Raw genomic sequence first — 25,185 nt, 5'->3', positions numbered from 1 at the left:
GGCGGCCGCCGAGTCGATACTTCCCGCCGTGCAGGTTCGGCCGCGATGCGGCTTGACCCTGACGCTGCGTCAGGGTCGGAGGCTTTACCCCATGATCAACAACACCATCACTTCCGCGGCTCGGCTCGTTCCCCCGATCGGCGGATTCCAGGAGATCGGAGGCCGCCGGATCTTCCTGCACCGGTCCGGTAGTGGCGGGCCCGCCGTCGTGTTCTTGCCGGGCGCCAGCGCTGTCGGTCTGGACTATTTGCTTGTCCAGCAACAGGTTTCACAGTTCACCACGGCGGTGCTGTACGACCGTGGCGGTACGGGCTACAGCGATCCGATCCCGTTGCCGCGCACCCTCACCGCCGTCGCCACGGAACTGCACGAGCTGCTGCACGCCCAGCAGATCCCCGCCCCGTACGTGCTCGCGCCACACTCACTCGGCGCGTTCTACGCGCACCGGTACGCACAGCTGTACCCCCAGGAGGTCGCCGGGCTGGCCTGGTTGGACGGTCTGCACCGCGACTGGGACGACTTCATGCCACCGACCGCGTCCTTCGCCGAGTTCGAGCGGCAGGCACCCGGTCCTGAGCAGCTCGACCAGCTGCGGCCAGCTCTGCGCGCGATGAACGCCGAGTTGTTCGCCGACTACCCGGAGCAGGTGCGGCGATCGCTGATCGAGGCAAAGGACAGTGCCGAATGGCGCGCGGTAGGCCTCGCCGAGCGCAGCACGCTGGTCGCGCTCGCGGCGGAATTGCAGGCTGGACCGAACATTCCGGACGTTCCGGTGGTCGCACTGAGCGTGTTGGGTGAGGACCCTACGCAGGATGCGGCGACATCACGCGCGATGCAGGACGGCCGGACGCGCATGGACGCAGCACTGGTGGCTGCGGTCTCGCACGGGGAGCAACGCATCCTCTCCGACACCGTGCACCATCGGCTGTGCTTCGACCGTCCCGATGCGGTGGTCCAAGCGATTCGCGATGTGATCGACCGGGCACACAACTGAGTGCACCCACTCCGGCGTACCGCCCTAGACTCGGCGCGATCATATTTCGCGACGATCCGAGGTGGACGGTGCTCACGATCGGCCAGTTGGCGGCGACCGCCGGCGTGACCGTGCGCACCGTCCGGCATTACACCCAGGTCGGGCTGTTGTCCGAGCCCGAACGCGATGCGTCGGGTTATCGCCGCTACAGCGCGCAGGCGGCGGTGGATCTCATCCGGATCAGGACGCTCGCCGATGCCGGTGTGCCGCTGGCCCGGATCGACGTGCTGCTGCATGCCGAGCCGACCGAGTTCGCCGCCGCCATCACCGACATCGACGCGACGTTGCGACGCAAGATCGATGAACTCAGCGAATATCGCCGCCGGATCGCGGAATTGGCCGGTGGCGAAAGCCTTGTGCTGCCCGCCGATGTGGTCGCCATCCTGGACCGGATGCGTGATCTCGGGGTGAGCGAGCAGCGAGTGCGCCTCGAGCGCGACGCGTGGATCCTGATGCAGGCACTGGAGCCGCACGTCATGCCGCAGCGAATACGGGACAAGAACGCGGGTTTGGACGACCCCGAAACGCTGCGCCTGTATCTCGCCTGCGATCAATCGGTCGAGTGGGATCCACAAGACCCACGCCTGGACCAGCTCATCGATGACCTGGACGCCTGGGAGATCCGGTACGAACGCGACGGCAATGCGTCCGGATACCTGAAGCTGGTTACCGCACAGATCTCCGAGGCGTCACCGGCCTGGCAGCGCGTCCTCGAGGTGCTCGCGCATCGCGCCAAACAACGGCGAACCGTGGCATCCGGCGGCTGACCTCGATCCGCGGCACGCCCGCGATGCCAAGGGCCACAGCAACATTGCTTGCTGCACAAAGTGTCGCGATGCAGCCGTTAGCGCGCCGAGGCTCGCTGTTTCCCGCCGGACCGTCACACAGCTGCGTCGAGCCGGGCCGTCACGCCACCGGATCGAACCAGACCGTCACGCCACCGGATCGAACCAGACCGTCACGCCGCCACATCGAACCGCACCGTCACGCCACCGGATCGAATTGGGCCGTCACGCTGCAACATCGAACCAGACCGTCGCGCCGCTGCGTCGCGCCGCCGGATCGAATCGGGCCGTCACGCCACCGCATCGAGCCAGGCCGCAGGACTGTCGTCCGGCCCGATTACGGAACTAGTCGGCAGACCGAGGCTCCGGATCGATGGCAAGGCCCCAGATGAGCTGCTCGATCACCGAGCGGACAGCCGCGGTGTCCGCGATGACGTCTTCGGTGTGCGCGAGGTATTGCGCGGCTTCGTCCAGCGCGCCGACGACGACCAGCGCCAGCGGCCGCACGGGTTGAGATCTGACGCGTCCTGCGGCGATGGCCCCGGCCAACGCGTTCTCCACCAGACCGATCGTGTGCCGCAGTTCGATCTCCCGCCACCGACGCCAACCGAGCACCGCGGGGCCGTCCAGCAGCGCGATCCGTTGCACTTCGGGGGCGGTCGAGGCCTGCAACCACGCCAGGCAGCCGACGATCAGGTCGGCGAGCGGATCATCGGAATGCGACGCGGCGACCGCGGTGCCGATCACCTGGACCAGGCTGCGTTCGAGGTCGTCGAATACCGCCTCGAACAGCTCCCGCTTCTCACTGAACTGGTGGTAGAGCGCACCACGACTCACCCCGGCCGCCTCGGCCACCGCGACCGTACTCACCGCGCCATATCCGTGCTGCCCGAACAGTTCTCGCGCGGCCCTGATCACCGCACCACGGGTCGAGGCCGAACGTTCGGCTTGGGTTCGACGATCAGCGTTCATAGCGACGTCGAAGTCTAGGGCAGCACCGAACCCGGCTTCGAGCCGAGCCACCGCGCCCTTGACCGGCGGTGCCGATATCCAGGAACATACAGTCAGACTGTTTGTATATCAGAGAGATTCAGCATTATGTCCGCGAGCACCACCGAACTGTTCGAGCGTTATCACGCCTGCTGGGCCGACCGCGACCCCGATCGCATCGTCGAATTGCACACTCCCGACTCGATATTCCACCTGCACTCCGGGAGCGAGCCCGCGCGTGGCCGCGCCGAAATCCGCGCCGCCGCCGCGCAAACCTTCGCCCTGGTCCCCGATCTCACCTTCCACCTGGTCAACCTGCGCGTCGGCGACGACTTCTGGGTGGTCCAGTGGCAGCTGACCGGCACCTCGGTCACCGGCAACCCCGTCGAGGTCGACATCGCAGACCTGGTCCTCGTCGAGAACGGCGCGGTGCGCGAAAAACACACCTACGTAGACGGAGTGGCGATGCAAGCCGCACTGGCCACACCCGCCGACATCGCCTGACCGAGCGCCTGCGGCCTGGCGCCCCTTCGCGCGAACCGATAAGCCGCGGCGCGCAGCGGTTATCAGCCCGCCACGAAACGAGATCGACAGGGCGCCGATGGGTTCGGCGCCCTGCCACCGTCAGTGCCCGGCGCCGACGATCCGATCCATTGACCGCACTGGATCCTCGGCCGCCACGGTCTCTCCCGGCACGCCATCTAATGGCGCCACCATGTCCCACCGGCGGCCTCCACTCACACCGGACACCACCGCGCCATCCACCATGTCCCCTCAGGAAAGGCCGTCAACGCCGAACGGGACACCACGGCGGCATCCACCGAGTGAAGCCTCCGCCATATCCCGCTCATGTACAGCGCCGTTAGCCGACGGGACATAGCGGCGGCAACCGCCACGTTGACCCCGCCACGTCCCACCCGCCAGGACCATCAGCACCCAGCGGGACATCGCTAGCCGAAACGCCGCACAGATTCGCCACACGCCCCGCTCACGAGTGCGGTCAATGCCCGACGGGACATGGCGGCAACCAGTGTGCCGCGTGGCATCGGCGTCGACGGAGCTCAGTGCTGACAACAGCGGCTGCCGTCAGCACCCCACACGGCGACATCCGCCATCCGGGCGCCGCGCGCCAATGGTTACTGTCAGTGCGCGGCGTTGTCCCAACTACGACCGGTACCGACCGAGACGTCGAGGGGCACCGAGAGGTGGATCGCAGCGGCCATTTGTTCCTTGGCCAGCGCCTCCAGAGTCTCCCGCTCCCCCTCGGCGACCTCGAACAGCAATTCGTCGTGGATCTGCAGCAGCATCCTGGAGCGCAGGCCTGCGGCCTCGATCGCCTTGTGCACGTTGATCATCGCGACCTTGATGATGTCGGCGGCGGTGCCCTGGATGGGGGCGTTGAGCGCCATCCGCTCGGCGGCCTCGCGGCGCTGCCGGTTGCTGGAGTCGAGGTCGGGCAGGTAGCGGCGGCGGCCGAACAGGGTCGAGGTGTAGCCGACCTTGCGGGCCTGCTCGACCACCTCGTACAGGTAGTCGCGGATGCCACCGAAGCGGTCGAAGTAGACGTCCATCTGCTCCTTGGCCTCGGTGGTGCTGATCTTCAGCTGGGCGGCCAAGCCGTAGGAGCTCAGACCGTAGGCCAGCCCGTAGGACATCGCCTTGATCCGGCGGCGCAGCTCCGGGGTCACCTCGGCGATCGGGATGTCGAAGGCCTTGGACGCCACGAAGGTGTGCAGGTCTTCACCCGAGTTGAAGGCCTCGATCAGGCCTTCGTCGGCGGACAGGTGCGCCATGATGCGCATCTCGATCTGGCTGTAGTCGGCGGTCATCAGCGACTGGTAGCCCGCGCCGACGACGAAGGTGTCGCGGATCTGCCTGCCGGTGTCGGTGCGGATCGGGATGTTCTGCAGGTTCGGCTCGGTGGAGGAGAGCCGGCCGGTGGCGGCGATGGTCTGGTTGAACGTGGTGTGGATGCGCCCGTCGTCGGCGACGCATTTCAGCAGACCGTCGACGGTCACCTTCAGTCGCGTCGCGTCGCGATGCTCGAGCAGGTGCTGCAGGAACGGGTGCTCGGTCTTCTCGAACAGCGACTCCAGCGCGTCGGCGTCAGTGGTGTAACCGGTCTTGGTGCGCTTGGTCTTCGGCATGTCCAGCTCGTCGAACAGCACCACTTGCAGCTGCTTGGGCGAGCCGAGGTTGATCTGTTTGCCGATCACCTCGTAGGCCGCGTTGGCCGCGTCGGTCACCTTGTCGGCGAACTGGCGTTGCAACGTCTCCAGCTGGTCGGTGTCGACCGCGATGCCGGCGTCCTCGAGGTTGGCCAGCACGCTGAGCAGCGGCAGTTCCATGTCCTCGAGCAATGGGACGGACTCGATCTGCTGCAGTTCGGTGTCGAGGGCGTCGGCGAGGTCGGCGACGGCCCTGGCGCGCAGCATCTCGGTTTGCGCGAGTTCGGCGTCGACGGTGTCCTCGTCGTCGAGCAGCGAAAGCTGCGGGGTCTCATCGGTTTCGGCGCGCAGTTCGCGGCGCAGGTAGCGCAGCGAGAGGTCGTCGAGGTTGAAGCTGCGCTGGCCGGGGCGGACCAGGTAGGCGGCCAGCGCGGTGTCGCAGGTGAGCCCGCCGAGCGTCCAGCCGCGGCCGCGCAGCGCGTGCATGGCGGCCTTCGCCTCGTGCAGCGCCTTCGGCACGGCCGGGTCGGCGAGCCAGGCGCCCAGTGCCGCTTCGTCTTCCGGGGTCAGGATCGAGACGTCGATGTAGCCGCTCTCGCCGTCGCCCGCCGCGATGGCCAGTGCGCGCACGTCACCGTTGCCGGGGGTGCCGGAGCCGACGATCGAGACGCCCTGCCGGACACCGGCTTTGGCATGTTCGGTGAGCCAGTCGGCGACCGCGCCGACCTCCAGCGCACCGCCGCTGATCTCGAAGCCCGCCTCGGCTTCCGGCTCTTTCGGGGCCAGGGTCTCGAACAGCCGGTCCCGCAGCACGCGGAACTCCAGGTCGTCGAAGAGCTGGTGGATCTTGTTGCGGTCCCACGGCTGCTGCGCCAGCTGGTCCGGGGTGTACGGCAGTGGCATGTCGCGCACCATCTCGGTGAGCTGACGGTTCAGGATGACGCTGCTCAGGTTGGCGCGCAGCGCGTCACCGACCTTTCCCTTCACCTCGTCCACCTTGTCCACCAGCGAGTTCAGATCGCCGTACTCCCGGATCCACTTGGCCGCGGTCTTCTCGCCGACGCCGGGGATGCCGGGCAGGTTGTCGCTCGGGTCGCCGCGCAGCGCCGCATAGTCCGGGTACTGGGTGGGTGTGAGGCCGTACTTGGCGAACACCTCGTCGGGGGTGAACCGGGTCAGGTCGGAGACGCCCTTGCGCGGGTAGAGCACGGTCACGTTCTCGTTGACCAGCTGGATGGCGTCGCGGTCACCCGAGACGATCAGCACCCGGAAGCCTTCGTCCACCGCCCGGGTGGTGAGCGTGGCGATGATGTCGTCGGCCTCGAAGCCCTCGATCGCCATCACCGGGATGCCCATCGCGCCGAGCACGTCCTTGGTGAGTTCGACCTGCCCGCGGAACTCGTCCGGAGTCTGCGACCGGTTCGCCTTGTACTCCGGGTACGCCTCGGTGCGGAACGTCTTGCGGTTCACGTCGAACGCCGTCGCGATGTGCGTCGGCTTCTCGTCGCGCAGCAGGTTGATCAGCATCGCGGTGAACCCGTACACCGCATTGGTGGTCTGCCCCGTCACCGTCTTGAAGTTCTCCGCCGGTAGCGCGAAGAACGCGCGATAGGCGATCGAATGCCCGTCCAGCAACAGCAGAGTCGGCCGGTCTCCCGGTGCGGATTCGCTGGAGCCGGACGCGGTGACAGGACGCTGAGCAGTCGTGGGTGAACTCACGCCCCAGAGTCTAGGGACCAGCACCGACAAGGTGATACGCCGACACCCACCCACCCCGAAACCCCGCCTGTTCATTGCGCGAACGCGGGACGGCAAGCCGCGCCGATCCTGCCCGCGCCCGGCCCGTTCGCAGCGACCTCTCCTTCACCCCCGGAGGGTCTCCAGCGCCGCCCGCCCGAGTACGAATTCTGAGGCGGGCGGCGCACGGGGTTACAGGGTGGCGACGAGTTCTCGGAGGACCGGGAGGCTGAGGGAGCCGGAGCCGAGGACTATGTCGTGGAAGGCCTTGATGTCGAAGGCGCTGCCGAGGCGTTCGGTGGCGGCGAGGCGCTGGCGGCGGATTTCCAGCTGGCCGATCTTGTAGCCGACGGCCTGGCCGGGCATGCCGATGTAGCGGTCGACCTCGGTGGTGATCTCGGCGATGCCGGCGGGCGCGTTGGCCACCATGAAGTCGATGGCCTGCTGCCTGCTCCAGCCTTTCGCGTGCAGGCCGGTGTCGAGGACGAGGCGGCAGGAGCGCATGGAATCGCCGGACAGCATGCCGAGGCGGCCCAGATCGTCCTCGTACAAACCCATTTCGTCGGCGAGCCGCTCGGTGTAGAGCGCCCAGCCCTCGACGAACGCGGTGTTCGCGTACGACTGGCGCTGGAAGCGCGGCAGGTGGTCGAGTTCGTTGGCGATGGTGAGTTGCAGGTGGTGGCCGGGGATGGCCTCGTGGAACGCCACCGCGGCCGTCTCGAACCGCCCGCGGCCGGTGGGGTGATAGGTGTTGACGAAGTAGGTGCCCGGCCGGGAACCGTCCGCGGCGGGCGGAAAGTAGTACGCCGCAGGGGCGTCCGCGGCGAGGAACTCCGGCATCGGCACGATCTCGCAGGATTCCTTGGGCAGCCTGCCGAACCAGTTGCCCACCTGGGCGTTCGCGGAGGTCAGCGCGTGCCGCGCGTCGAACATGATCTGTTCGCCGTCGACGTAACACAGCGCGGGATCGTCGCGCAGCCTGGCGAAGATCTCGCCGAGGTCGGCGGTGCCGAACAGCCGCTCGCCGATCGTCGCGTATTCCTCACGCAGCGCCGCGAGCTCTGTCAGGCCCAGCTCATGGATTTCGTCGGCACCGAGATCGGGCAGGGTGGTGTGGTAGCGCAGCTGGCGCTGGTAGATGTCCGCGCCGTCGGCGCCGAGCCAGCACAGGCCCGGCTTGTCGTCCGGCCGGCTCGCGGGCAGCAGTTCGTTGAACAGCACCTCCCGGTAGCGCTGGAACGCCGGTCGGATGACATCGCGTGCCACCTCGGTCAATTCGGCGCGCCAGTTCGCCTCGCCATCCCAGTTCGGCGGGCCGGCGAAGGTGACGAAGGGATCCTCGGCCAGCTCCGAGGCCAGATATCCGTCGAGCTGGTTCAGCGACCGCTCGAGGGTGATCCGGGGCGGCGTGCGGCCCGCGGCCAACCCGTCCCGGAATCGATCGACGGCCTGCGCGAGCATGGTGTCGAATTGCCGGAAGCGCTGCACCAGCGCGAGCGCGTTGGCCGGCTCCGGCGCGTTGGTCTGCGGCGCCATCGTCAGCAGGTAGGCGTGCACGCCCTCCATCTGATCGGACGCCATTTCCAGCGGACGGCACTCCAGCCGCTGGATCGCGCCCGCCAGTTCGGTGCGCAGCAGGCTGCGGGTGGTGCGATCGGTGGGGTCGAGCCGCTCGGCGTCGAACGCGTCGACCTGGCGCAACAAGTCGCGCCAGGTCGACAGCAATTGTTGTTCGGCCGCGACGGACAGATCCTCGACCCGATCGTCGAAGCGCCGATCGCCGAGCAGTGTCGCGTCGCTGGGTTTGGCCGCCAGGAAGGTGTCCCAGTACCGCTCGGCCAGACCCGTCAGCTCATCGTGACCATTCATGGTCACGATCATGCCTCGAGGACGGCCTTGCGGCCCTGGGGATTACACCGGAACTACCCGACGCCCAGGTAGGCCGACTTCACCGACGGGTCGGTGAGCAGGTCGCGACCGGAGCCGGTCTTGGTGACGTCACCGGTCTCCATGATGTAGGCGCGGTCGCTGCGCGAGAGCGCCTGCTGAGCGTTCTGCTCGACCAGCAGCACGGTGGTGCCCTGCTGGTTGATCTCGGTGATGATCCTGAAGATCTGCTGAATGATCATGGGCGCCAAGCCCATCGACGGTTCATCCAGCAACAGCAGCCGCGGCCGCGCCATCAACGCCCGGCCGATGGCCAGCATCTGCTGCTCACCACCGGAGAGCGTGCCGCCGACCTGCTTGCGCCGTTCCGACATGCGCGGGAACAGCTCGAACACCCATTCCAGCGTCTGGTTGTACTCCGCCTTCTGCTTGAACGGCCTTCCGTAGCAACCCATGTCGAGGTTCTCCTGCACCGTCATGCCGGGGAAAACACCCCGGCCTTCCGGTGCCTGGATCAGGCCCTCACCCACCCGTTCGTGCGCCTTCATGTGGGTGATGTCGCGACCCTCGAACATGATCTTGCCGCGGGTCAGCGGCAGCAGGCCGGACAACGCCCGCATGGTGGTGGTCTTGCCCGCACCGTTCGCGCCGAGCAGGGTCACCAGCTCGCCCGCCGCCACCCGCAGCGAAATCCCGTGCAGCGCCTGGATTCTGCCGTAGTTGACGACCATGTCGGTGACCTCGAGCAGGGTCTCGGCCGAAGCTCCCTTGGTCACGTCGACGGTCTGCTGATCCGGTTCTCTGTGCGATGTCATCGCTGCTCCTACCCGTCCGTCCCGTGCGCGCTCGTCCCCGACTCGATGCCGTCGTCGGGCACACCGAGATAGGCGGCGATCACCGCGGGGTCCTCCCGGATTTCGGCGGGCAGCCCGTCCGCGATCTTGCGGCCGAACTCCAGCACCACGATCCGGTCGGTCACGCCCATCACCAGGCGCATGTCGTGCTCGATCAGCAGCACGGTGAACCCGTCGTCGCGGATCTTGCGGATCAGATCCATCAGCGCCGACTTCTCGCTCGGATTGAAGCCGGCCGCGGGCTCGTCCAGGCAGAGCAACTTCGGCTCGGTCGCCAGCGCCCTGGCGATCTCCAACCGGCGCTGATCGCCGTAGGACAGGTTGCGCGCCTTCTCCACCGCCATCGGTGCGATACCGACGAATTCGAGCAGCGCCATGCCCCGCTCGATCGCGTCGCGTTCCTCGCGGCGGTGCCGCGCGGTGCGGAAGATGGCGCCGGGCACCGAGGTCTTGTGCCTGGCGTCGGTGCCGACCACCACGTTCTCCAACGCGGTCATCTCGTTGAAGAGCCGGATGTTCTGGAAGGTACGCGCGATGCCGAGCCGGGTGATGGCGTTGCGCTTGGTCTTCGTCAGCGGTGCGCCGTCGAAATACACGGTGCCCGAGGACGGGCGGTACACCCCGGTGATCGCGTTGAAGCAGGTGGTCTTGCCCGCGCCGTTGGGCCCGATGAGCCCGAGGATCTCGCCGCGGCGGATCTCGAAACTCACCGCGTCCAACGCGGTCAGACCACCGAACTTCACGGTCAGCTCGTCGGTGCGCAGCAGCGGCGCACCGACTTCGGTCGAGATCTCGCGATGCGAGGCCACGACCTCCGCGACCGTCTCGGCGTCGGCCAGGTCCGGAATCACCGCGGTCACGTCGACCACACCGGCACTGGGCTCCACCTCGGGTTCGGCGACATAACCCGCGGCCATGTCCTCGTTGTCGAACAGTGCGCCACCGGCGCCCGGCCCGGTCATCGGGTCGCTCCGATCGTGTCGTCGCCGGACGGTCTGCGCACGGCCTGGTACACCTGCCGCCCGTAGGCGAGCAATTTCTGCCGGACCGGGAACAGGCCCTGCGGTTTGAAGATCATGACCACCATCAGCGTGATGCCGAAGAACAGATACTTGTAGTCGCCGAGCGATTGGGCGCCCGGCTTCTGGAAGACCAGCACGTTGTTCAGCACGACGAGCATCACGATCAGGGCAACCAGTCCGCCGGCCAGATAGCCGAGCCGGATCGGCCGTTCCTGATCACGAGCCCACCGGCGCCACCCCACGATCAGCCCGACCACCAGCACGATGGTGAAGATCAACGCGAGCCAGCCGACCGCCGTCTGCCCGACCGCCTGCACCGAAAGCAACCGGTTCGGCAGATACACGATGACGAACGCGCCGACGATCACGCCGAGCTTGTTGCCCTGCCCGCCGATCACGACCGCGCACAGGAACAGCATCGAGTTGATGATGTTGAACCCGGTGGGATTGATGAACTGCACCTGCCCCGCGTACAGCGCGCCCGAGAGCCCGCCGACCGCGGCGCCGATCATGAACGCCCACAGCTTGAACTTGAACGCGGGCACGCCCATTACTTCGGCCGCGTCCTCGTCTTCCCGGATCGCTACCCAGGCCCGGCCGACGCGGCTGCGCTCCAGATTGCCGACGATCAGCAGGGTGACGATCACCAGCACCATGCCGACCCAGAACCACCATGCACCCGCGTTGGCCTTGTCGAGAAGGTTTGCGGAGTCGGAGTTTCCGACATTGCCGGAGGAGAACACGCCGTTCGGCTTCGCCTCCGACTCGCCGACGCGCGGGTAAGCGATGCCGGACAGGCCGAGGCTGCCGTTGGTCACGTCACCGAGGTTGTCGGCCAGCAGCCGGACGATCTCACCGAAGCCGAGCGTCACGATCGCCAGGTAGTCGCCGCGCAAGCGCAGCGTCGGCGTGCCGAGGATGAGGCCGGACATCGCGGTGACCGCCACCGCCAGCGGCAAGCAGGCCAGCCACGCCCAGTCGTCGTTCAACCAGCCGCCGCCGGTCTGATTCCATGGACTGTTCGGACTGGTGAGCAGGCCGACGGTGTACGCACCGACGGCATAGAACCCGACATAACCGAGGTCGAGCAGACCCGCCTGTCCGACAACGACATTCAGGCCGACAGCGAGCAGGGCGTACATGGCGAACTGCGCCATCACACCGCCGAAGCTGGTGCCGGGAGTGTCGATGAACGGCGGCGGGAACAACGGCAGCAACGCCAGCGCGATGATGGCGGGGACCCCGACCGCCCACTGGGCCGGCCGGGACAGACCGCCCCACCAGGAACGCAGGGCGTCACCGACGCCGTGCATCGGACGCCCCGGCGCCGGTGGCGGGGCGGCAGTCTTGGTCGAAACGTTCATGCTCGTGCCTTCCCGAGACTCTCACCCAAAATGCCGGTCGGTCGAATCATCAGCACCAGCACGAGCACCACGAACGCGACCACGTCGCGCCATTCGGTGCCGAACAGGATCTGGCCGTAGTTCTCCGCCAGTCCGAGCAGCAGGCCGCCGAGCAGCGCGCCGCGCAGGTTACCGATACCGCCGAGCACCGCGGCACTGAATGCCTTGATGCCGAGGATGAATCCGCCCGAGTAGATGATCCCGTTCGGGATCTTGAGCGCGTACAGCAACGCGGCCGCACCGGCGAGCACGCCGCCGATGAGGAAGGTGAGCATGATGATCCGCTCCCGCGAGACACCCATCAGCGTCGCGGTATCGGGATCCTGCGCCACGGCCCGGATGCCGCGGCCGAACTTGGTCTGATTGATGAGCAGCTCGGTGGCGATGGCCAGGATGATCGCGGAGACGATGATCACCAGCGTCACATTGCTGATGTCCGCGCCGCCGAAGCTGAACTGCGTGGTCGGCTCCACCAGCATGATCGGCTTCTGGGCATTGGTGCCACCCACGGACGGCCAGATCTTCGGCAGCACGAAGTGCACGATTTCCTGGATCACGAACGAGGCGCCGATGGCGGTGATGAGGAAGATCAGGGGTTTGGCGCCACGCCTGCGCAGCGGCCGATAGGCGACGCGTTCCAATCCGACTGCCGCGGCCCCGGAGACCGCCATGCCGAAGATCATCGCCAGCGCCAAATAGGTGATGGTGAGGATGATGCCCTGGGAGTAGACATCACCGCTCGGCGAGAAACCGAGCAACATGAGCCCGATGTACTGACCGAACAGGCCGAGCATGAATATTTCCGAATGGGCAAAATTGATAAGCCGCAAAACGCCGTAGACCAGGGTGTAGCCGACAGCGACCAGTGCGTAGATCGCACCATAGGACAATCCGTCGACGGTCAGTCGCCAGAAATCTTGGATCACGCCTTCATAGTTGAAGTCGATTGACCCGCCGGCGAGTTGTACAGCGCCGGCTAATGCAGTGGGTGTCATTCGTAATTCGCCCTCATTCATTCACCCTCACGAAACAGCAGCACGTATCGGGATTCGCGCGAACCCCGGTACGTGCTGCGCGACTCGTGTGTATGGGTTACTTGACCGTGTAGATCCAGATCAGTGCGTTGCTGAGCTCGCCGTTGGCGCTCCACTTGTACTGACGGGCCAGTCCGGCACCGTCGTAGCTACGCACGTACTCCAGCAGGTCGGGACGAGTTACCTTGCCCGCGTCGATGCCCTTGGCCAGGATGGTGGCCAGGTCGTAGGCCTCGACCGAGTAGACACCCGAAGGCTGCTTGTTGAAAGCCTGGTAGTCCTTCTCGAACTTCTCCGGAGCCGGACCACACGGGCAGGTCAGCGTCGCGCCCTTGGCCGCGCTGCCCGCCTGGGACAGGAACTGCGGGTCGTTGGTGCCGTCCGGGGCGACGAAAACGCCCTTGAAGCCACCCGACTTCAGCTGCTGCGCCAGCGGCGCACCCTCGGCGTAGTAGCCGGCGAAGAAGACAGCGTCCGCGTTCGCACCCGCGATCTTGGTGACCGTGGCGGAGAAGTCCTTGTCACCGGTCTTGATGCTGGACGAGCAGCTGGCGTCGGCCGCCGCACCGAGACCCTCGGTGATGCTCTTGGCCAGGCCGGTGCCGTAGTCGCTGTTGTCCTGGATGACGCAGACCTTCTTGTAGCCCGCGGTGCCGGTCAGGTACTTCGCCACCGACGGGCCCTGCACGTCGTCATGGGCCAGGCCGCGGAAGAAGCTGGTCCAGCCGTTCTGGGTCAGCGTGGCGTTGGTGGCCGAGGAGGTCAGCGAGGCCAGGCCGGCATCACTGAGGATCTTGCCGGTCGCCTTGGTCTCACCGGAGAACGTCGGGCCGAGCAGGGCGACGATCGACTTGTCGTTCACGATCTGCGGGATGACCTGGGTGGCCTTCTGCGGATCGCCCTCGGTGTCGAACGACTTCAACGTGATCTGGCAGCCGGGGTTGGCCTTGTTGTGCTGATCGAGCGCCAGCTTCGCGCCCATGTCGATGTTGATCCCGAGCGCGGCATTCGGGCCCGTCAACGCGCCGGCAAAGGCGATGCTGGTCGGAGCGCAGGTCGCCTTGCCGTCACCGGCGGGGTCGGCGGCCTTGGACGCGTCAGTCTTCGCAACTTCCTTGCCGTTGATGTCTACCTGCACTACCGGCTGGATGGACAGCCCGGCTGCGCCGCTGGTACCGGACGAATCCGTACCGTTGCTGCTGGTCGATTTGTCACTACAACCGGTCAGCACCAGCGCGGCGGCAGCGCCGATAGCCAAAACACCTCGCGTCGTACGACTGTGCCATGTCGAACTAAGCACGTTTCACCTCTAAGTCCTGTGCTCCCCCGGGATCACCGAGGAGGCCGACCACGTCAGCCCGGTCAGAACTTAGCGTTCATACGTTAGTTCCGCATCACATTCGGATCATGAACGCGACATCGTGTCGAATTTTTGTTCACGATCGCGTTTCGCACGCGTAAAATTCACACCCGGCGACGGCCGAGGTCACTTGGGAGCGAGGTTCTCCAGCACGACCTCCGCGACAGCCTTCATCGTAGTCCGGCGATCCATTGCGGTCCGCTGAATCCACTTGAACGCCTGCGGCTCGGAAAGACCTTGGGTCTGCATCAGCACGCCCTTGGCCCGCTCCACCAGCTTGCGCGTCTCCAGCCGGTCGGACAGGTTCGCCACCTCGCCCTCCAGCGCGGTGATCTCATGGAAGCGGCTCGCCGCCAGCTCGATCGCCGGCACCAGATCCGACTTGGTGAACGGCTTCACCAAATAGGCCATCGCACCCGCGTCACGCGCCCGCTCGACCAGGTCACGCTGGCTGAACGCGGTCAGAATCACCACCGGCGCAACACGTTTCGACGCGATCTCGGCCGCCGCATCGATGCCGTCCCGGCGCGGCATCTTCACATCCATGATCACCAGATCCGGTCGATGCTCCACCGCGAGATCCACCGCCTGCTGACCGTCGCCGGCCTCACCGACCACCAGATAACCCTCTTCGGTCAGCATCTCCACCAGATCCATGCGGATGAGCGCCTCGTCCTCGGCGACGACAACCCGCTTCGCCCCCGCGTCGCGCTTCGTGCCTGCGCCCCCTGCTGCTGTGCTCATAGGTAGACCCCTCTGGTTCAGATGCCTGTCCCGACACGCCGAAGGGTGGACGTTGGTCCAACTAGCCGACCATCGACCTCACCACCGCGCTATCGAGTGATGTAAAGAGTACCTTTCACTTCGGCATAGAACTCATATACCCAGGGCAAACCGCCCGGCCGCGGGTCGACGACCGACCAGTTAGGTCCCAGCCCACCCCACCCGCTATCATTTCCTCCCGGTGCGCCGGGTTGGCGGAACTGGCAGACGCGACGGTCTCAAAAACCGTTGTCCGAAAGGACGTGTGGGTTCGAGTCCCACACTCGGCACTCGACACCGGGACACCCTTGCTCGCGGAACGCGCGGGCGGGGGTGTCTCGTCGTTACACCGGGGGCGCAGCCCCCAGACCCCGCTCGGCGGGGCTTCGCCCCCCGAACCCCCCTGCGGTGGTTGCGTAAGTCGGTGGGTCATCGTTATCAGGTGGACGCGCACACCTTCTTCGCACCGTTCAGGTGAGTTCGTGTTCGCTGTTATGCCGTCGCCGTCGGCAATGGGGTAGGTGCGGGCGGCCACGGCGCTCTGTTGGTGGACTTACGCCGAACATTCGCCGTGAAGAACCGGAAAGTATTGTTTCAGAGGAAGTTTGGGCGTGATGCCGGGTGGTATCAGTCGGGTAGGTCCGCTGACAGAGAAGTCCGGGACCGTTGTTTCGACTTCCACCGAGCCGGCATCCGGCGGGAAGTTCTACACCGTTACGGGCGATCGTCGCCCCGATGTCGGCTAGCTGCTTGCTTCTACGCTGAAAGGCGAAGTGCTATGCCGCAATACAAGCTCATTCTGAAGACCGGAGACGTCCACGGTGCGGGTACGGACGCCAGGGTGAGAGCCAGTATCCGGAGCCGATACCAACAGTCGAGGTGGTTCGACCTGGATAAACCCGGCTACGACGACTTCGAGCAAGGGGATCTCGACGGTTACGTCATTCAAACCACCTACCTCGGTGGCGATCCCGAATACCTCAACATCGAAATGGATATGAGCGGACTCGGTGCCGCGTGGTATCTGGACTGGGTCATCGTCGAAGAGATCGAGACCGGCAAGAAGTGGAAGGGTACGCCGACCTACCACTGGTTCGATGTCGAGTACTCCACCAACCCCTACGAATACCCCAGCAATACCACCAGCCAGTCGATGCCGCTCGAGCGCGATGACAGCATCGTCGTCCCCAGGAAGAAGGTCTATCACGAGCTGCCCCACGGTGGCGGCTACGTCACCGAGGAAGAGGTTTGACACCAGTCTGTGTCGATCGCCGATATCCACACGTGACAGCGATATCGGCGATCGAATTCAACGGCATCAATGGGATTCGGCACCCCATCCGCAACTCGGTCGGGACCGAATGACGTTGGTGACTATCAAATCCTATGGCCGCAGCGCCGCCGCCCTAGCCGCCGCGGGGGCACTCCTCGCCCTCCCGACGATCCTTCTTCCCGCTGCCGACGCCGCCCCGGTGTCCGCTTTGGTCCACGCCCAGTCCCAGCGTCAGAGCGAGTCCACGCTCGCGGGAACCGGATTGACCCTCGACTTGCACCAGGCGATCGACCTGGACGCCCAAGGCATCGCAGTAAAGGCAGTCGATGGTGCGCGAATGGACGACAGCGCCGTCATCCTGCCTGTCGATAAAGGCAGCAAGATCACATACGGAAAGAAGGTCACCGGTGGCACGGTGCGCCTTCAGGGCGGTATTCAGCTGTCGAAAGGAGAGAAGAAGCTGACGATCTCGAACGTGGCCTATGACCTCGAGACCGGTGCCCTGAGGGGTAAGTTCGGCAGCCAACCCAACATTCGATTCGCGACGATCAGGCATCCGGACAGCGCCGCGATCGTCTTGGAGGACAACAGCACGATCGCCACGCTGAAGCTGGCGGCAGGCGACGGAATCGAACTTTCCGCCGATTTCTTCGCCGCCCTCGACAAGGCTCTCGGCACCACCTTGTCCAGCGATATGGACGTCAGCACCGGAATCGACATCGACGCCACCTTGGATGTCGACGTCGACCTCGCGAACGGGAAAGAGCTCAACGCCGATCTGATCACCGCGCTGGGCTTGGACGACTCGATCGATGCGAGCGCAGGCGTCGACGGCCTGCTCGACCTCAACGTCGACATCGACTTGCTCTAACAGCCGGCGCAGGCCGCTCGCCTCCCGGCCCGAAGGTACCGCAGGTCAGCTCGGAACGGCAGACCTGCGGTACCAGTTCATTGCCAACTACCGTTGGTCAGCTACCGCGCGATAGTGTGCCGCAGCGCGAAAGCCACGACGTGGTATTCGATTTCGAGTTGCCCATCATCGGGTAGCCGGAACAGTCCGAAGCCGCGACCGTCGGCCCGTGGCGCGTTCGAGGATAACGAAGCCGTCAAGGCGTACCTCGCGGCTGCGCTTCCGACGAGTGAATGTTGTTGGTGTCAACGGAACTTCGGCGAGCGCTGCGACTGACTGTTGGTGATGTTGCCCAGTGACTTGCCGCTGGCATCGTGATTATGCCGAATCTCGCTGCTGAGCCATCCGTCCAAGTCTCCGCCTCGAATAGGGTTGCAGGACAACAACCCCGAGTTCAGGCCGCGTCGTCGCGATCCGGCGACGCCGAGTTCGAAGGATTGTGAGCAGAGTGCGGATACCTGGCAAAATCATTGCGGTAGCAGCAACGACGACCCTTCTGGGTTCTCTGTCGGTCGGCTGGGCGCAGGCGCAGCCCGCGGCTGACTATCCAGCGGCGGAGTACCGGCTGGAGATCTATTACGTGCAGATCAGAGATATCTCGCACCGTGTCGACCCGGAAGAGTATTGCGCCGAGATCTACGGGATAGTCGACGTGCAGGACTATGTGAGCGCCGCGGGCTACACGTTCTTCCGGGCGGAAAGGGACGAAGCCGTCGAGGTGTGCGAGCCCAACCGTCCCGAGCGGGAAGGAACACAGTCCGGCTTGCTCCGTGCCTGGGCGTACGGGACCACCGAGATCACCAAGAAGTTCACCGGCGACAAGGCAAAGGACACGCCGTTCACCTTCGAAATCGACCTGTGGGACCGCGACCCCGTCGGCGGCGATGACCACCTCATGCAAAAGACCGTATCCGTGTGGCCACCCAAACCAGGGGTCAAGCCGCCGTCGATCAGCGACGATCCCACGGACCCCACTGTCTACGTCGAGTACGCAATCATCAACAAGACCAAGAAGGACGAGGAAGAACGGGCACGACAACAGTTCGAGAAGAGCCGGCAAAGAGGCGAGGCCTACGGAAACTGCCGACGCGCCGGAGGTACCGACGAAGAATGCCAAAAGGCTGCTGCGAGTGGGTGAATACGTAAAGAACCGCTTAGCCGTAGGACCGCAACGATAGGCCTACACGCGAGCAGCGCGGGTGGCACCGAACAACGGTGCCGCCTCGCCTTGCCGCGAGCTTCTAAAACGTCGACCTAGGCGCCGGAGCCGAGTGCCCTATCGATACCCAGCGTGGCAATCAAATCTTCGTGCAGCTCGAACCAAATGCGGTGGGCGGAATCGGGTTCGATGCCGGTAACCATGTCGGGATTGTCGGCGGCCTGGGAGACGGCGGCGGCGAAACGGGCGTCGTAACCGGAGAACCGGACGAGTTGTTCGGTGAGCTGCTTTGTCAGCGGAACCAATTCCTGTGCGAGGCTTCGGAGTTCGGCTAGGGTTTGCCGGTCCCGCTGTGTGTCGGCGTGATCGTTGTCCTGCATGCTGCCGTCGGGCAGGATGGTCAGCTGCCAGGCCGTGCAAGCCTGCACCAGCCGTGCGTTGAGTGGCAGGAACCGGCGATAGACGTCCTGCACCAAAGCTTTTGCCCCGCAGGCGGAAAGCTCGTCGTCGAGTAGCCGTTCGTTTTCGGCGCGGCCGCTCTCGGTCAGCGACCACCCTGCGTCCGCGCCGAATCGGAAATGGCCGGCCCAGCCCCGCGCCTGGAAGTCACGCACGTGGGACTCGGCGAGGCCGACCGGCATTCCGAATCTGTCGGCCACCAAGGAGGTATCGACGAACCCGCCGAGGCGGATGGCGTGCAACGCGAGCAGGGAACTGCACGAAACGTGCGTCATTTCAGGCCTTTCCACCCAAACCGGGAGCGAACGGCATGGACTTGTCCACTGGTCCCATCGACCGAGACGGCCCGGTGATCGGCCAGGGTCCGCATCGCGCCCTCGACCGCCACCACGGCCGGAATTCCGTACTCGCGGGCGACGATTGCCGCGTGGCACAGTATCCCGCCGGTCTCGGTCACCACCGCGGCCGCGATACCGAAGAGCATTGTCCACGCCGGAACGGTTGTGCGACAGACGATGACGTCGCCCGGCTGAACCGCGTCGAAGTCATCGACACTGCGCACCAGCCGGACCGGGCCGACGGCAATGCCTTTGCTGCACGGAACGCCGGTGGCAATCGGTGCACGACGATCGGGCGGTGGCGCCAGCTGACTCATGCGTCAACCATAGGTTGACGATCGCTTTGCCGTCAACTACTAGTTGACGGCAAGGGCGACTGCGCTGGAAGGACTTTCGCCGACACCGGACGGACCCAGGAGTCGCATATGGAAGCTCGCAACAACCCCACGCACCATCGCGCCGGCACACAGCAGCGGGCGACGGTCGTCGGCGCCGGTATCGCCGGGCTGGCCGCCGCACTGCGGCTGCATCAGCAAGGCTGGGACGTCGTTATGATCGAACGCGCCCCAGCTCGCCGCAGCAGCGGCTACCTGCTGAACCTGCACGGACCCGGATACGCCGCTGCCGAGCGCCTCGGCCTGCTACCAGCACTGACTCCGCGTGATATCGGATTCTTCACCTCGGTCCTCGTGCACGCCGACGGCCGGGAGAAATTCCGGATCCCGGCTGCGGTCGCCGAGTCCGCTGTCGGGAACAGGGCTTTGAGCTTGTTCCGCGGCGACTTGGAGTCGGCACTGTACGACGCGGTGGCCGACCTCGCCGATATCCGTTTCGGCACCACCGTGCAGACCATCGACCAGACCGCCGAGGAAGTCGTGGTCACCCTCAGCGACGGCACCCGCCTGCACAGCGACCTCCTCGTCGGCGCCGACGGCGTGCACTCCCGAGTCCGCGAGCTCGTATTCGGCGCCGAATCCGAACACTTCGTGGACCTGGGCCACATGGTCGGCGCATTCCCGCTGGCAACAGTTCCGGAGCACGTCCCCGAAGGCGCCGGCACCACCTTCATCGGACCCGGACGCACGGCCGCGGTGATGAATTTCGGACCGGAACGGTCCTCGGCGTTCTTCACCTACCGCTGCCCCGACCCGACCGCCGAGCTCGCCCTGGGCGCCGCGCCCGCACTCGACCGAGCGTTCGGGGACCTCGGCGGCGGTGTCGCCGACGCTCTGCGCCAACTCGCGGCCGACCCCGCCACCGCGTACTTCGACTCGGTCGGCCAAATCGTGACGGACCGCTGGAGTCAGGGCCGAGTCGTTCTGCTCGGCGACGCGGCATGGTGTGTAACGGTATTCGCCGGTTACGGTGCCGCCCTCGCCCTGGACGGCGCAGACCGGCTCGGCACCGCGCTCGCAGCACACGGCGACGACATTCCGACCGCTCTCGCGACGTGGGAGACGGCGTTGCGCCCAGAAGCACATAAACGACAGGCCTTGGCCCGCAAAGGAATAGGCCGATTCGCCCCGTCGACCCGCACTCAAGTCTGGGCCGGCGAACTGATGCTGCGAGCCATCCAGCTCCCCGGCCTCCGCGGCCTGGCCCGACGCTCCATCCAACGCGCCAACAATTGAATAGTTGCCAACGCGCTTGTCGTAGTCGGTTCGGCGCATTTCGCCAGGTGTGCGGCCCGCTCGACAGCACACCTCGCTCAGGCGAGTCGAACGGCACATGGCCGAATCGGTTTCACATTTGATTCGCTGGGAAGTCGCGTGCCGGTGGCGGCAACCAGTACAATCGACTCGTCACGTGAGTGATGCTGGGCGGTGGGACGCCGTTCGTGCGACGCCCCACCTGTGGGTTTACTTAGCCCGCTTCCAGCGGACCAAGACGAGTGCTCCGGCGATTACGGCTCCTGCTGTCAACATGATGCCGTAATCGACCGGAGCCTCTCGTTTTTTCCGGCGATGTTTCGCCATTCCCCACCACCTCCTCCCTGGGCGCGATGTCTGGACCATGTCCATCGCCCCTCGGAAAGAGGTCTCACCACTCTATGGCAGGTGACGACCATAAGTGTTGTCACACAGGCGATTACACGCCGAATCAGCGTGCGTTCACACCCTCTTTGGGTGCAGACTGGAACCGCACAACCTTTAGCAGCGCAAATGGCTCGGTTGCGGCGGGGAAAGGCCGGTTCGGCTTCGCATTTGATTCGCTGGGAAGTCGCGCGCCGCTGGCGGCAACCAGTACAATCGAGTCGTCACGTAAGTGATGCTGGGCGGTGGGACGCCGGTGGCACGACGCCCCACCTGGTGGGATTACCTAGCCCGCACTCGGCGGACCAGTACGAGCGCTCCGGCGATCACGGCAGCACCTGTGAAAATGATGCCGTAATCGACCGGAGCCTCTCGTTTTTTCCGGCGATGTTTCGCCATTCCCCACCACCTCCTCCCTGGGCGCGATGTCTGGACCGTGTCCATCGCCCCTCGGGAAGAGGTATCACCACTCTATGGCAGGTGACGGCCAGAATTGTTGGCACACAGGCGATTCCGTCCCAAATCAGCACGCTTTCACACCCTTCGAGGGTGCAGACTGGAACCTCACACCCCTTCTGTGAGCCGTACGCCCTACATGCGGGCGGATGACAAGGGGCGTGCACACCATCTCTAAAGGGGAAACATTCGGGTCCGATTGCCTGACAAGGGTTTACCCGAGTGGTGCTGAGTGTCCGGTCGGAGGGCCTTGGAGGTCTCCAACGGGCGGTCGTGTGCCGTCATCCTTCTGAGCAGTCGGCCACCTGGGGCGGCATCGCCAGAAGCCCGAGCGAGCGGGTTGGTTGTGACGGGGCGTAGCCCTGTTGTGCTGGGGGTTTGCACGTCCGGCGCAATGCGCGCACGGTCTTCACCGCAGGGGTGTAGTGGTGCGTATCGGAACGTCCGCGTACGCACACACCCACCGAATCCCGGGAGAAAAGGAACGGGTAGCTGGCGGATCTCCACCACGGTTGAAGCTTGAAACTTATACTGACGCACAGCAGATCGGATGCAACTCGTACCAACATGATCGGCGGTGCTGCCGGTCATTTCGCTGAGGAGTCGAAACATCATGTCCGATGACCACATCCCCACGATCCGGACCGATATCCCTCATTCCGCACGAATCTGGAACTACTGGATGGGCGGCAAGGACAACTACGAAATCGATCAGGTCGTCGGGGATGCCAGCCTCGAGGTGGACCCGGACATCCGCACGATGGCGGTGCAGTCGCGGCAGTTCCTGATCCGCGCGGTGAGCCACCTCGCCCGTGAGGAAGGTATTCGCCAGTTCCTCGACATCGGCACCGGGCTGCCCACCATGCAGAACACCCATGAGGTCGCCCAGTCGATCGCGCCGGAGTCGAAAGTCGTGTACGTCGACAACGATCCGCTGGTCCTCGCGCACGCCCGCGCGCTGCTCAACAGCACCACGAACGAAGGCGTCACCACTTACATCGACTCGGATTACCACTACCCGGAGCAGATCGTCGCGGACGCGCGCAACGTGCTGAACTTCGACGAACCGATCGGCGTGATGTTCATGGGCGTGCTCGGCCACGCCAAGAGCTACGACGAAATGCTGCGCATTGTGCGCACGGTGATGGGCGAGGTCCAGCCGGGCAGCTACCTGGTGCTGTGGGACGGCACCGACGACAGCCAGGCCTACGTCACGCTGTGCGAGAACTACACCAACAGCGGCGGCGTGCCTTATGTCCCCCGCCCCCAGGCGCAGATCCGCGCCGCTTTCGACGGCCTGGAGCTGATCGAGCCCGGCTTCGTCTCGATCACCCAGTGGCGGCCCCCGACGACCGAAGTGGGCGAGGCACAGCCCATTTCCGCGTACGGCGGAGTCGCACGCAAGCCCTGATATTCGCGAAGAGCGGCGCCCTCGGTGCATGAACCGGGGGCGCAGCACACCACATCGAACCGTTCGGGCTCCCAGCTCGTATTCATCCGTAGAGTAGGGCACAACGACGCCCAAATCAGCGGAGGTTGCGATGCGGGTGAACAGAACGACTGTCGATCTGAGTGAATACCCAGATCTGGTGGTCATCTACCTCGGGATGCGGGTGCACAAGCCGCGCGGCATCCTGCGCCTGCTCGGCCTCGGGCCGAAACTCTATCGCTCGCACAAGGATCGGCCGGACGGGCTGCTCTCGCACGAGGACGTGATCTGGTCGCTGTTCCCGCCGCACTGGGGCGCCCGGCAGTACTGGCGCGACCTGGACAGCCTGGAACGCTGGACCAGATCGGCCCCACACCGGGACTGGTGGCAGAAGTTTCTGCAGGACTCCGGCGGCACCGGGTTCTGGCACGAGGCGTACTTCATGCGCGGCGGCATCGACGCGATGTACGGCGACATGCACTCCCCGACCGGCATGGCACGGTTCGCGCCGGTGGTCGCCTCGCGCGGGCGGATGTTCTCCACCAGGGGCCGGGTGCGGGACGAGCCGGCGAAGGTCGCGCCGGTGGTGGACGAAAAGAGTTACTACAGCGGCGAACCCGAGTAGTTCGTATCACAAGCTAATCACAACGCTGTGTTTCGATGGTCCCATCATGGGGTAAGTGCACAGGGACACACCTGAACATGATCAACGGCAAATGCGACGCACACCTCATCTCCGGAACTTGTGCGCCGTTCCTCGTGTACGGCAACTGACCTGCAGATGAATATTGCTCCAGAGCGCACGTTTCGGAGGTTTTCGGACATCGACGGCGTTATCGAACGTTTACCGTATTCCTATGCACGTCCTGTTCGTCTGCAACGGCAATGTTTGCCGTTCTGTGATTGCCGAGCGCCTCACCCGCGCTATCGCGGTCGAACACGCCCTGCCGAACCTCACCGCGGAGAGCGCGGGCACCCGGGCGCTGGTGGGTTTCCCGGTCGAACCACTTGCCGCGCAAGCCATCGAGGGCCTCGGCGGCGACGCGAGCAACTTCAAGGCCCGGCGCCTCAAGGACGAGATGGTCGACAACGCCGACCTGGTGCTCACCATGACCCAGCAGATCCGCGACACGGTGAGCGAGATGGGGTTCGGGGTGGCCTGCCGCACCTTCACCCTGCTGGAAGCGCACCGGATCGCCCACGTCACCGGCGCCCGCTCCATCGCCGAACTGCACGAGTCCCGCAACGACCTGTCGATCGTCGGCCGGGAGAACATCACCGACCCGATCGGGCTGTCCGAGCAGGCGTACTGCGACGTGGGCGACCGGATCGCCGAGGCGCTGGTCCCGCTGCTGCTCGCCTTGGCCCCGCACGAGCAGACCAGACCCGTCGCGGACGAGCAGCGCGGACTGATCATCGAGCCGGACGCCAACCCGCCGCTGGCGACTTTTCTGGCCGCGCACCGCGTCAGGTAGTCTTCCGGCTCAGCGAATATCACCCCTTCGACACAGCAATGCAGGGCTGCTATGTCCATTTCCGCGCCGGAAGTATTACACTCCCGCGGACAACAACTTTCCGCCGTTGCTGGTTCGACACACGACAGGAATAGACATGCCGAAACGCATTTCGGATGTTTCGCTCCATGTGTATGTGACACCGGAAACCCTCGAACGAATCGTCGAGACCGTGCGCGAGGTGGTGGATGACCACCTGCAGGACCGCGACATGTTCGCGTGGCGCTTCACGCTGCCGGTGGACACCGACGAGCCGACCCACGTGACCCTCGAAACCCAGTGGCGGATGGAGCATCCCGGCGACGAGCCGGGCGACCGCGGCACCTACGAGATCGCGCTCAGCCTGGTCGGTGCGCCCACCGTGCTCACCGACGCCGACGTGGCTCGCCTGGAACAGCAACTGCTGCACGGGATTTACGGTGTCGCCCGCACCGAGCCGGGCCAAAACATCCCGTTCTCCATCCGCGCCATGCAGCGGGCCGATCTGGACCTCGACGTCGAGCGCGAACGGATCTGACGCTAGGACCCCCGAAACGACTGCGCCGCACCAGCTTCCCGGCAGGGAAGCGGATGCGGCGA

22 protein-coding genes and 1 tRNA gene are annotated in these 25,185 nt (G+C 65.3%); 12 read left to right on the top strand and 11 right to left on the bottom strand.

All coding sequences use genetic code 11. The annotated features are described in order from the left end of the window. Positions 1 to 91 precede the first annotated feature (91 nt). The gene (locus DBO33_RS13080) at positions 92 to 994 is read left to right on the top strand and encodes an alpha/beta fold hydrolase (protein WP_107655277.1); all 903 of its coding nucleotides are present in this window, start codon (positions 92 to 94) and stop codon (positions 992 to 994) included. Between the two features lie 68 nt (positions 995 to 1,062). Further along, positions 1,063 to 1,800, top strand: coding sequence for a MerR family transcriptional regulator (locus tag DBO33_RS13075; protein WP_107655276.1), 738 nt, complete (start codon positions 1,063 to 1,065; stop codon positions 1,798 to 1,800). A 363-nt stretch (positions 1,801 to 2,163) separates the two neighbouring features. Here DBO33_RS13075 and DBO33_RS13070 read toward each other — a convergent pair whose 3' ends face one another. After that, entirely contained in the window at positions 2,164 to 2,790 is a 627-nt protein-coding gene (locus DBO33_RS13070; protein WP_107655275.1) for a TetR/AcrR family transcriptional regulator, read from the bottom strand. A gap of 126 nt (positions 2,791 to 2,916) precedes the next feature. On the opposite strand from DBO33_RS13070, the gene DBO33_RS13065 reads away from it, so the two are divergent. Beyond that, positions 2,917 to 3,312: a nuclear transport factor 2 family protein gene (locus DBO33_RS13065; RefSeq protein WP_199856598.1), complete on the top strand. Its 396-nt coding sequence runs from the start codon at positions 2,917 to 2,919 to the stop codon at positions 3,310 to 3,312. Positions 3,313 to 3,950: 638 nt separating this feature from the next. Here DBO33_RS13065 and polA read toward each other — a convergent pair. From polA to DBO33_RS13025, 8 genes are all read right to left on the bottom strand, one after another. Then, positions 3,951 to 6,695: a DNA polymerase I gene (gene polA, locus DBO33_RS13060; RefSeq protein ID WP_107655273.1), complete on the bottom strand. Its 2,745-nt coding sequence runs from the start codon at positions 6,693 to 6,695 to the stop codon at positions 3,951 to 3,953. 210 nt (positions 6,696 to 6,905) lie between these two features. Further along, positions 6,906 to 8,582: a DUF885 domain-containing protein gene (locus tag DBO33_RS13055; protein WP_234390810.1), complete on the bottom strand. Its 1,677-nt coding sequence runs from the start codon at positions 8,580 to 8,582 to the stop codon at positions 6,906 to 6,908. A gap of 53 nt (positions 8,583 to 8,635) precedes the next feature. Continuing rightward, positions 8,636 to 9,331 (bottom strand): ABC transporter ATP-binding protein, encoded by a 696-nt coding sequence (locus DBO33_RS13050; protein WP_107660221.1) that lies wholly within the window; start codon positions 9,329 to 9,331, stop codon positions 8,636 to 8,638. 92 nt (positions 9,332 to 9,423) lie between these two features. After that, entirely contained in the window at positions 9,424 to 10,416 is a 993-nt protein-coding gene (locus tag DBO33_RS13045; RefSeq protein WP_107655271.1) for an ABC transporter ATP-binding protein, read from the bottom strand. Further along, positions 10,413 to 11,789 (bottom strand): branched-chain amino acid ABC transporter permease, encoded by a 1,377-nt coding sequence (locus tag DBO33_RS13040; protein WP_107655270.1) that lies wholly within the window; start codon positions 11,787 to 11,789, stop codon positions 10,413 to 10,415. Before DBO33_RS13040 ends, DBO33_RS13045 begins: the two co-directional genes overlap by 4 nt. Positions 11,790 to 11,836: 47 nt before the next feature. Then, the gene (locus tag DBO33_RS13035) at positions 11,837 to 12,874 is read right to left on the bottom strand and encodes a branched-chain amino acid ABC transporter permease (protein ID WP_107655269.1); all 1,038 of its coding nucleotides are present in this window, start codon (positions 12,872 to 12,874) and stop codon (positions 11,837 to 11,839) included. A gap of 97 nt (positions 12,875 to 12,971) precedes the next feature. Continuing rightward, complete coding sequence (locus DBO33_RS13030) at positions 12,972 to 14,171, bottom strand: branched-chain amino acid ABC transporter substrate-binding protein (protein ID WP_107655268.1); 1,200 nt, start codon at positions 14,169 to 14,171, stop codon at positions 12,972 to 12,974. A 228-nt stretch (positions 14,172 to 14,399) separates the two neighbouring features. Next, positions 14,400 to 15,017: an ANTAR domain-containing response regulator gene (locus DBO33_RS13025; RefSeq protein WP_014983319.1), complete on the bottom strand. Its 618-nt coding sequence runs from the start codon at positions 15,015 to 15,017 to the stop codon at positions 14,400 to 14,402. Positions 15,018 to 15,241: 224 nt separating this feature from the next. Between DBO33_RS13025 and DBO33_RS13020 the strand changes: the two genes are divergently transcribed. From DBO33_RS13020 to DBO33_RS13005, 4 genes are all read left to right on the top strand, one after another. Next, positions 15,242 to 15,325, top strand: a tRNA-Leu gene (locus DBO33_RS13020). A gap of 488 nt (positions 15,326 to 15,813) precedes the next feature. Then, positions 15,814 to 16,287, top strand: a complete 474-nt coding sequence (locus DBO33_RS13015) for a PLAT/LH2 domain-containing protein (RefSeq protein ID WP_107655267.1) — start codon at positions 15,814 to 15,816, stop codon at positions 16,285 to 16,287. A gap of 118 nt (positions 16,288 to 16,405) precedes the next feature. Next, positions 16,406 to 17,179: a hypothetical protein gene (locus tag DBO33_RS13010; RefSeq protein WP_159080230.1), complete on the top strand. Its 774-nt coding sequence runs from the start codon at positions 16,406 to 16,408 to the stop codon at positions 17,177 to 17,179. A gap of 487 nt (positions 17,180 to 17,666) precedes the next feature. After that, positions 17,667 to 18,356 carry a hypothetical protein gene (locus DBO33_RS13005; RefSeq protein WP_107655265.1) on the top strand — a complete coding sequence of 230 codons (690 nt, stop codon included), beginning with the start codon at positions 17,667 to 17,669 and terminating at the stop codon, positions 18,354 to 18,356. A 116-nt stretch (positions 18,357 to 18,472) separates the two neighbouring features. Here the strand turns inward: DBO33_RS13005 and DBO33_RS13000 are convergent, their stop codons facing one another. Together DBO33_RS13000 and DBO33_RS12995 are read right to left on the bottom strand one after the other, a co-directional pair. Further along, positions 18,473 to 19,111 (bottom strand): transcriptional regulator, encoded by a 639-nt coding sequence (locus DBO33_RS13000; protein WP_107655264.1) that lies wholly within the window; start codon positions 19,109 to 19,111, stop codon positions 18,473 to 18,475. Then, positions 19,108 to 19,491 (bottom strand): PEP-utilizing enzyme, encoded by a 384-nt coding sequence (locus DBO33_RS12995; RefSeq protein WP_107655263.1) that lies wholly within the window; start codon positions 19,489 to 19,491, stop codon positions 19,108 to 19,110. Before DBO33_RS12995 ends, DBO33_RS13000 begins: the two co-directional genes overlap by 4 nt. A gap of 108 nt (positions 19,492 to 19,599) precedes the next feature. Here DBO33_RS12995 and DBO33_RS12990 point away from each other — a divergent pair, with 108 nt between their 5' ends. The 5 genes from DBO33_RS12990 to DBO33_RS12970 all read left to right on the top strand — a co-directional run bounded on the left by DBO33_RS12990 (position 19,600) and on the right by DBO33_RS12970 (position 25,123). Further along, entirely contained in the window at positions 19,600 to 20,805 is a 1,206-nt protein-coding gene (locus DBO33_RS12990; protein ID WP_107655262.1) for an FAD-dependent oxidoreductase, read from the top strand. Between the two features lie 1,471 nt (positions 20,806 to 22,276). Then, positions 22,277 to 23,074, top strand: coding sequence for an SAM-dependent methyltransferase (locus DBO33_RS12985; RefSeq protein ID WP_107655261.1), 798 nt, complete (start codon positions 22,277 to 22,279; stop codon positions 23,072 to 23,074). 130 nt (positions 23,075 to 23,204) lie between these two features. Then, on the top strand, positions 23,205 to 23,717 hold the full coding sequence (locus DBO33_RS12980; protein WP_107655260.1) for a phenylacetaldoxime dehydratase family protein: 513 nt from the start codon (positions 23,205 to 23,207) through the stop codon (positions 23,715 to 23,717). Between the two features lie 232 nt (positions 23,718 to 23,949). Then, entirely contained in the window at positions 23,950 to 24,567 is a 618-nt protein-coding gene (locus tag DBO33_RS12975) for an arsenate reductase/protein-tyrosine-phosphatase family protein (protein WP_107655259.1), read from the top strand. Between the two features lie 136 nt (positions 24,568 to 24,703). Continuing rightward, the gene (locus tag DBO33_RS12970) at positions 24,704 to 25,123 is read left to right on the top strand and encodes a hypothetical protein (protein WP_107655258.1); all 420 of its coding nucleotides are present in this window, start codon (positions 24,704 to 24,706) and stop codon (positions 25,121 to 25,123) included. The last annotated feature ends 62 nt before the right edge of the window (positions 25,124 to 25,185 follow it).

The organism is Nocardia suismassiliense (assembly GCF_900269665.1).
Classification (GTDB): Bacteria; Actinomycetota; Actinomycetes; order Mycobacteriales; family Mycobacteriaceae; genus Nocardia; species Nocardia suismassiliense.
Note: the sequence above shows the minus strand (reverse complement) of the source record. Positions and strands in the feature narration are given on the sequence as shown.

Coding starts and splice junctions, on each gene's coding strand:
- DBO33_RS13080 (WP_107655277.1), top strand. CDS start 92: ATGATCAACAACACCATCACTTCCGCGGCTCGGCTCGTTCCCCCGATC.
- DBO33_RS13070 (WP_107655275.1), bottom strand. CDS start 2,790: ATGAACGCTGATCGTCGAACCCAAGCCGAACGTTCGGCCTCGACCCGT.
- DBO33_RS13065 (WP_199856598.1), top strand. CDS start 2,917: ATGTCCGCGAGCACCACCGAACTGTTCGAGCGTTATCACGCCTGCTGG.
- DBO33_RS13055 (WP_234390810.1), bottom strand. CDS start 8,582: ATGAATGGTCACGATGAGCTGACGGGTCTGGCCGAGCGGTACTGGGAC.
- DBO33_RS13050 (WP_107660221.1), bottom strand. CDS start 9,331: ATGGTCGTCAACTACGGCAGAATCCAGGCGCTGCACGGGATTTCGCTG.
- DBO33_RS13045 (WP_107655271.1), bottom strand. CDS start 10,416: ATGACCGGGCCGGGCGCCGGTGGCGCACTGTTCGACAACGAGGACATG.
- DBO33_RS13040 (WP_107655270.1), bottom strand. CDS start 11,789: ATGCACGGCGTCGGTGACGCCCTGCGTTCCTGGTGGGGCGGTCTGTCC.
- DBO33_RS13035 (WP_107655269.1), bottom strand. CDS start 12,874: ATGACACCCACTGCATTAGCCGGCGCTGTACAACTCGCCGGCGGGTCA.
- DBO33_RS13025 (WP_014983319.1), bottom strand. CDS start 15,017: ATGAGCACAGCAGCAGGGGGCGCAGGCACGAAGCGCGACGCGGGGGCG.
- DBO33_RS13015 (WP_107655267.1), top strand. CDS start 15,814: ATGCCGCAATACAAGCTCATTCTGAAGACCGGAGACGTCCACGGTGCG.
- DBO33_RS13000 (WP_107655264.1), bottom strand. CDS start 19,111: ATGACGCACGTTTCGTGCAGTTCCCTGCTCGCGTTGCACGCCATCCGC.
- DBO33_RS12995 (WP_107655263.1), bottom strand. CDS start 19,491: ATGAGTCAGCTGGCGCCACCGCCCGATCGTCGTGCACCGATTGCCACC.
- DBO33_RS12990 (WP_107655262.1), top strand. CDS start 19,600: ATGGAAGCTCGCAACAACCCCACGCACCATCGCGCCGGCACACAGCAG.
- DBO33_RS12985 (WP_107655261.1), top strand. CDS start 22,277: ATGTCCGATGACCACATCCCCACGATCCGGACCGATATCCCTCATTCC.
- DBO33_RS12980 (WP_107655260.1), top strand. CDS start 23,205: ATGCGGGTGAACAGAACGACTGTCGATCTGAGTGAATACCCAGATCTG.
- DBO33_RS12975 (WP_107655259.1), top strand. CDS start 23,950: ATGCACGTCCTGTTCGTCTGCAACGGCAATGTTTGCCGTTCTGTGATT.
- DBO33_RS12970 (WP_107655258.1), top strand. CDS start 24,704: ATGCCGAAACGCATTTCGGATGTTTCGCTCCATGTGTATGTGACACCG.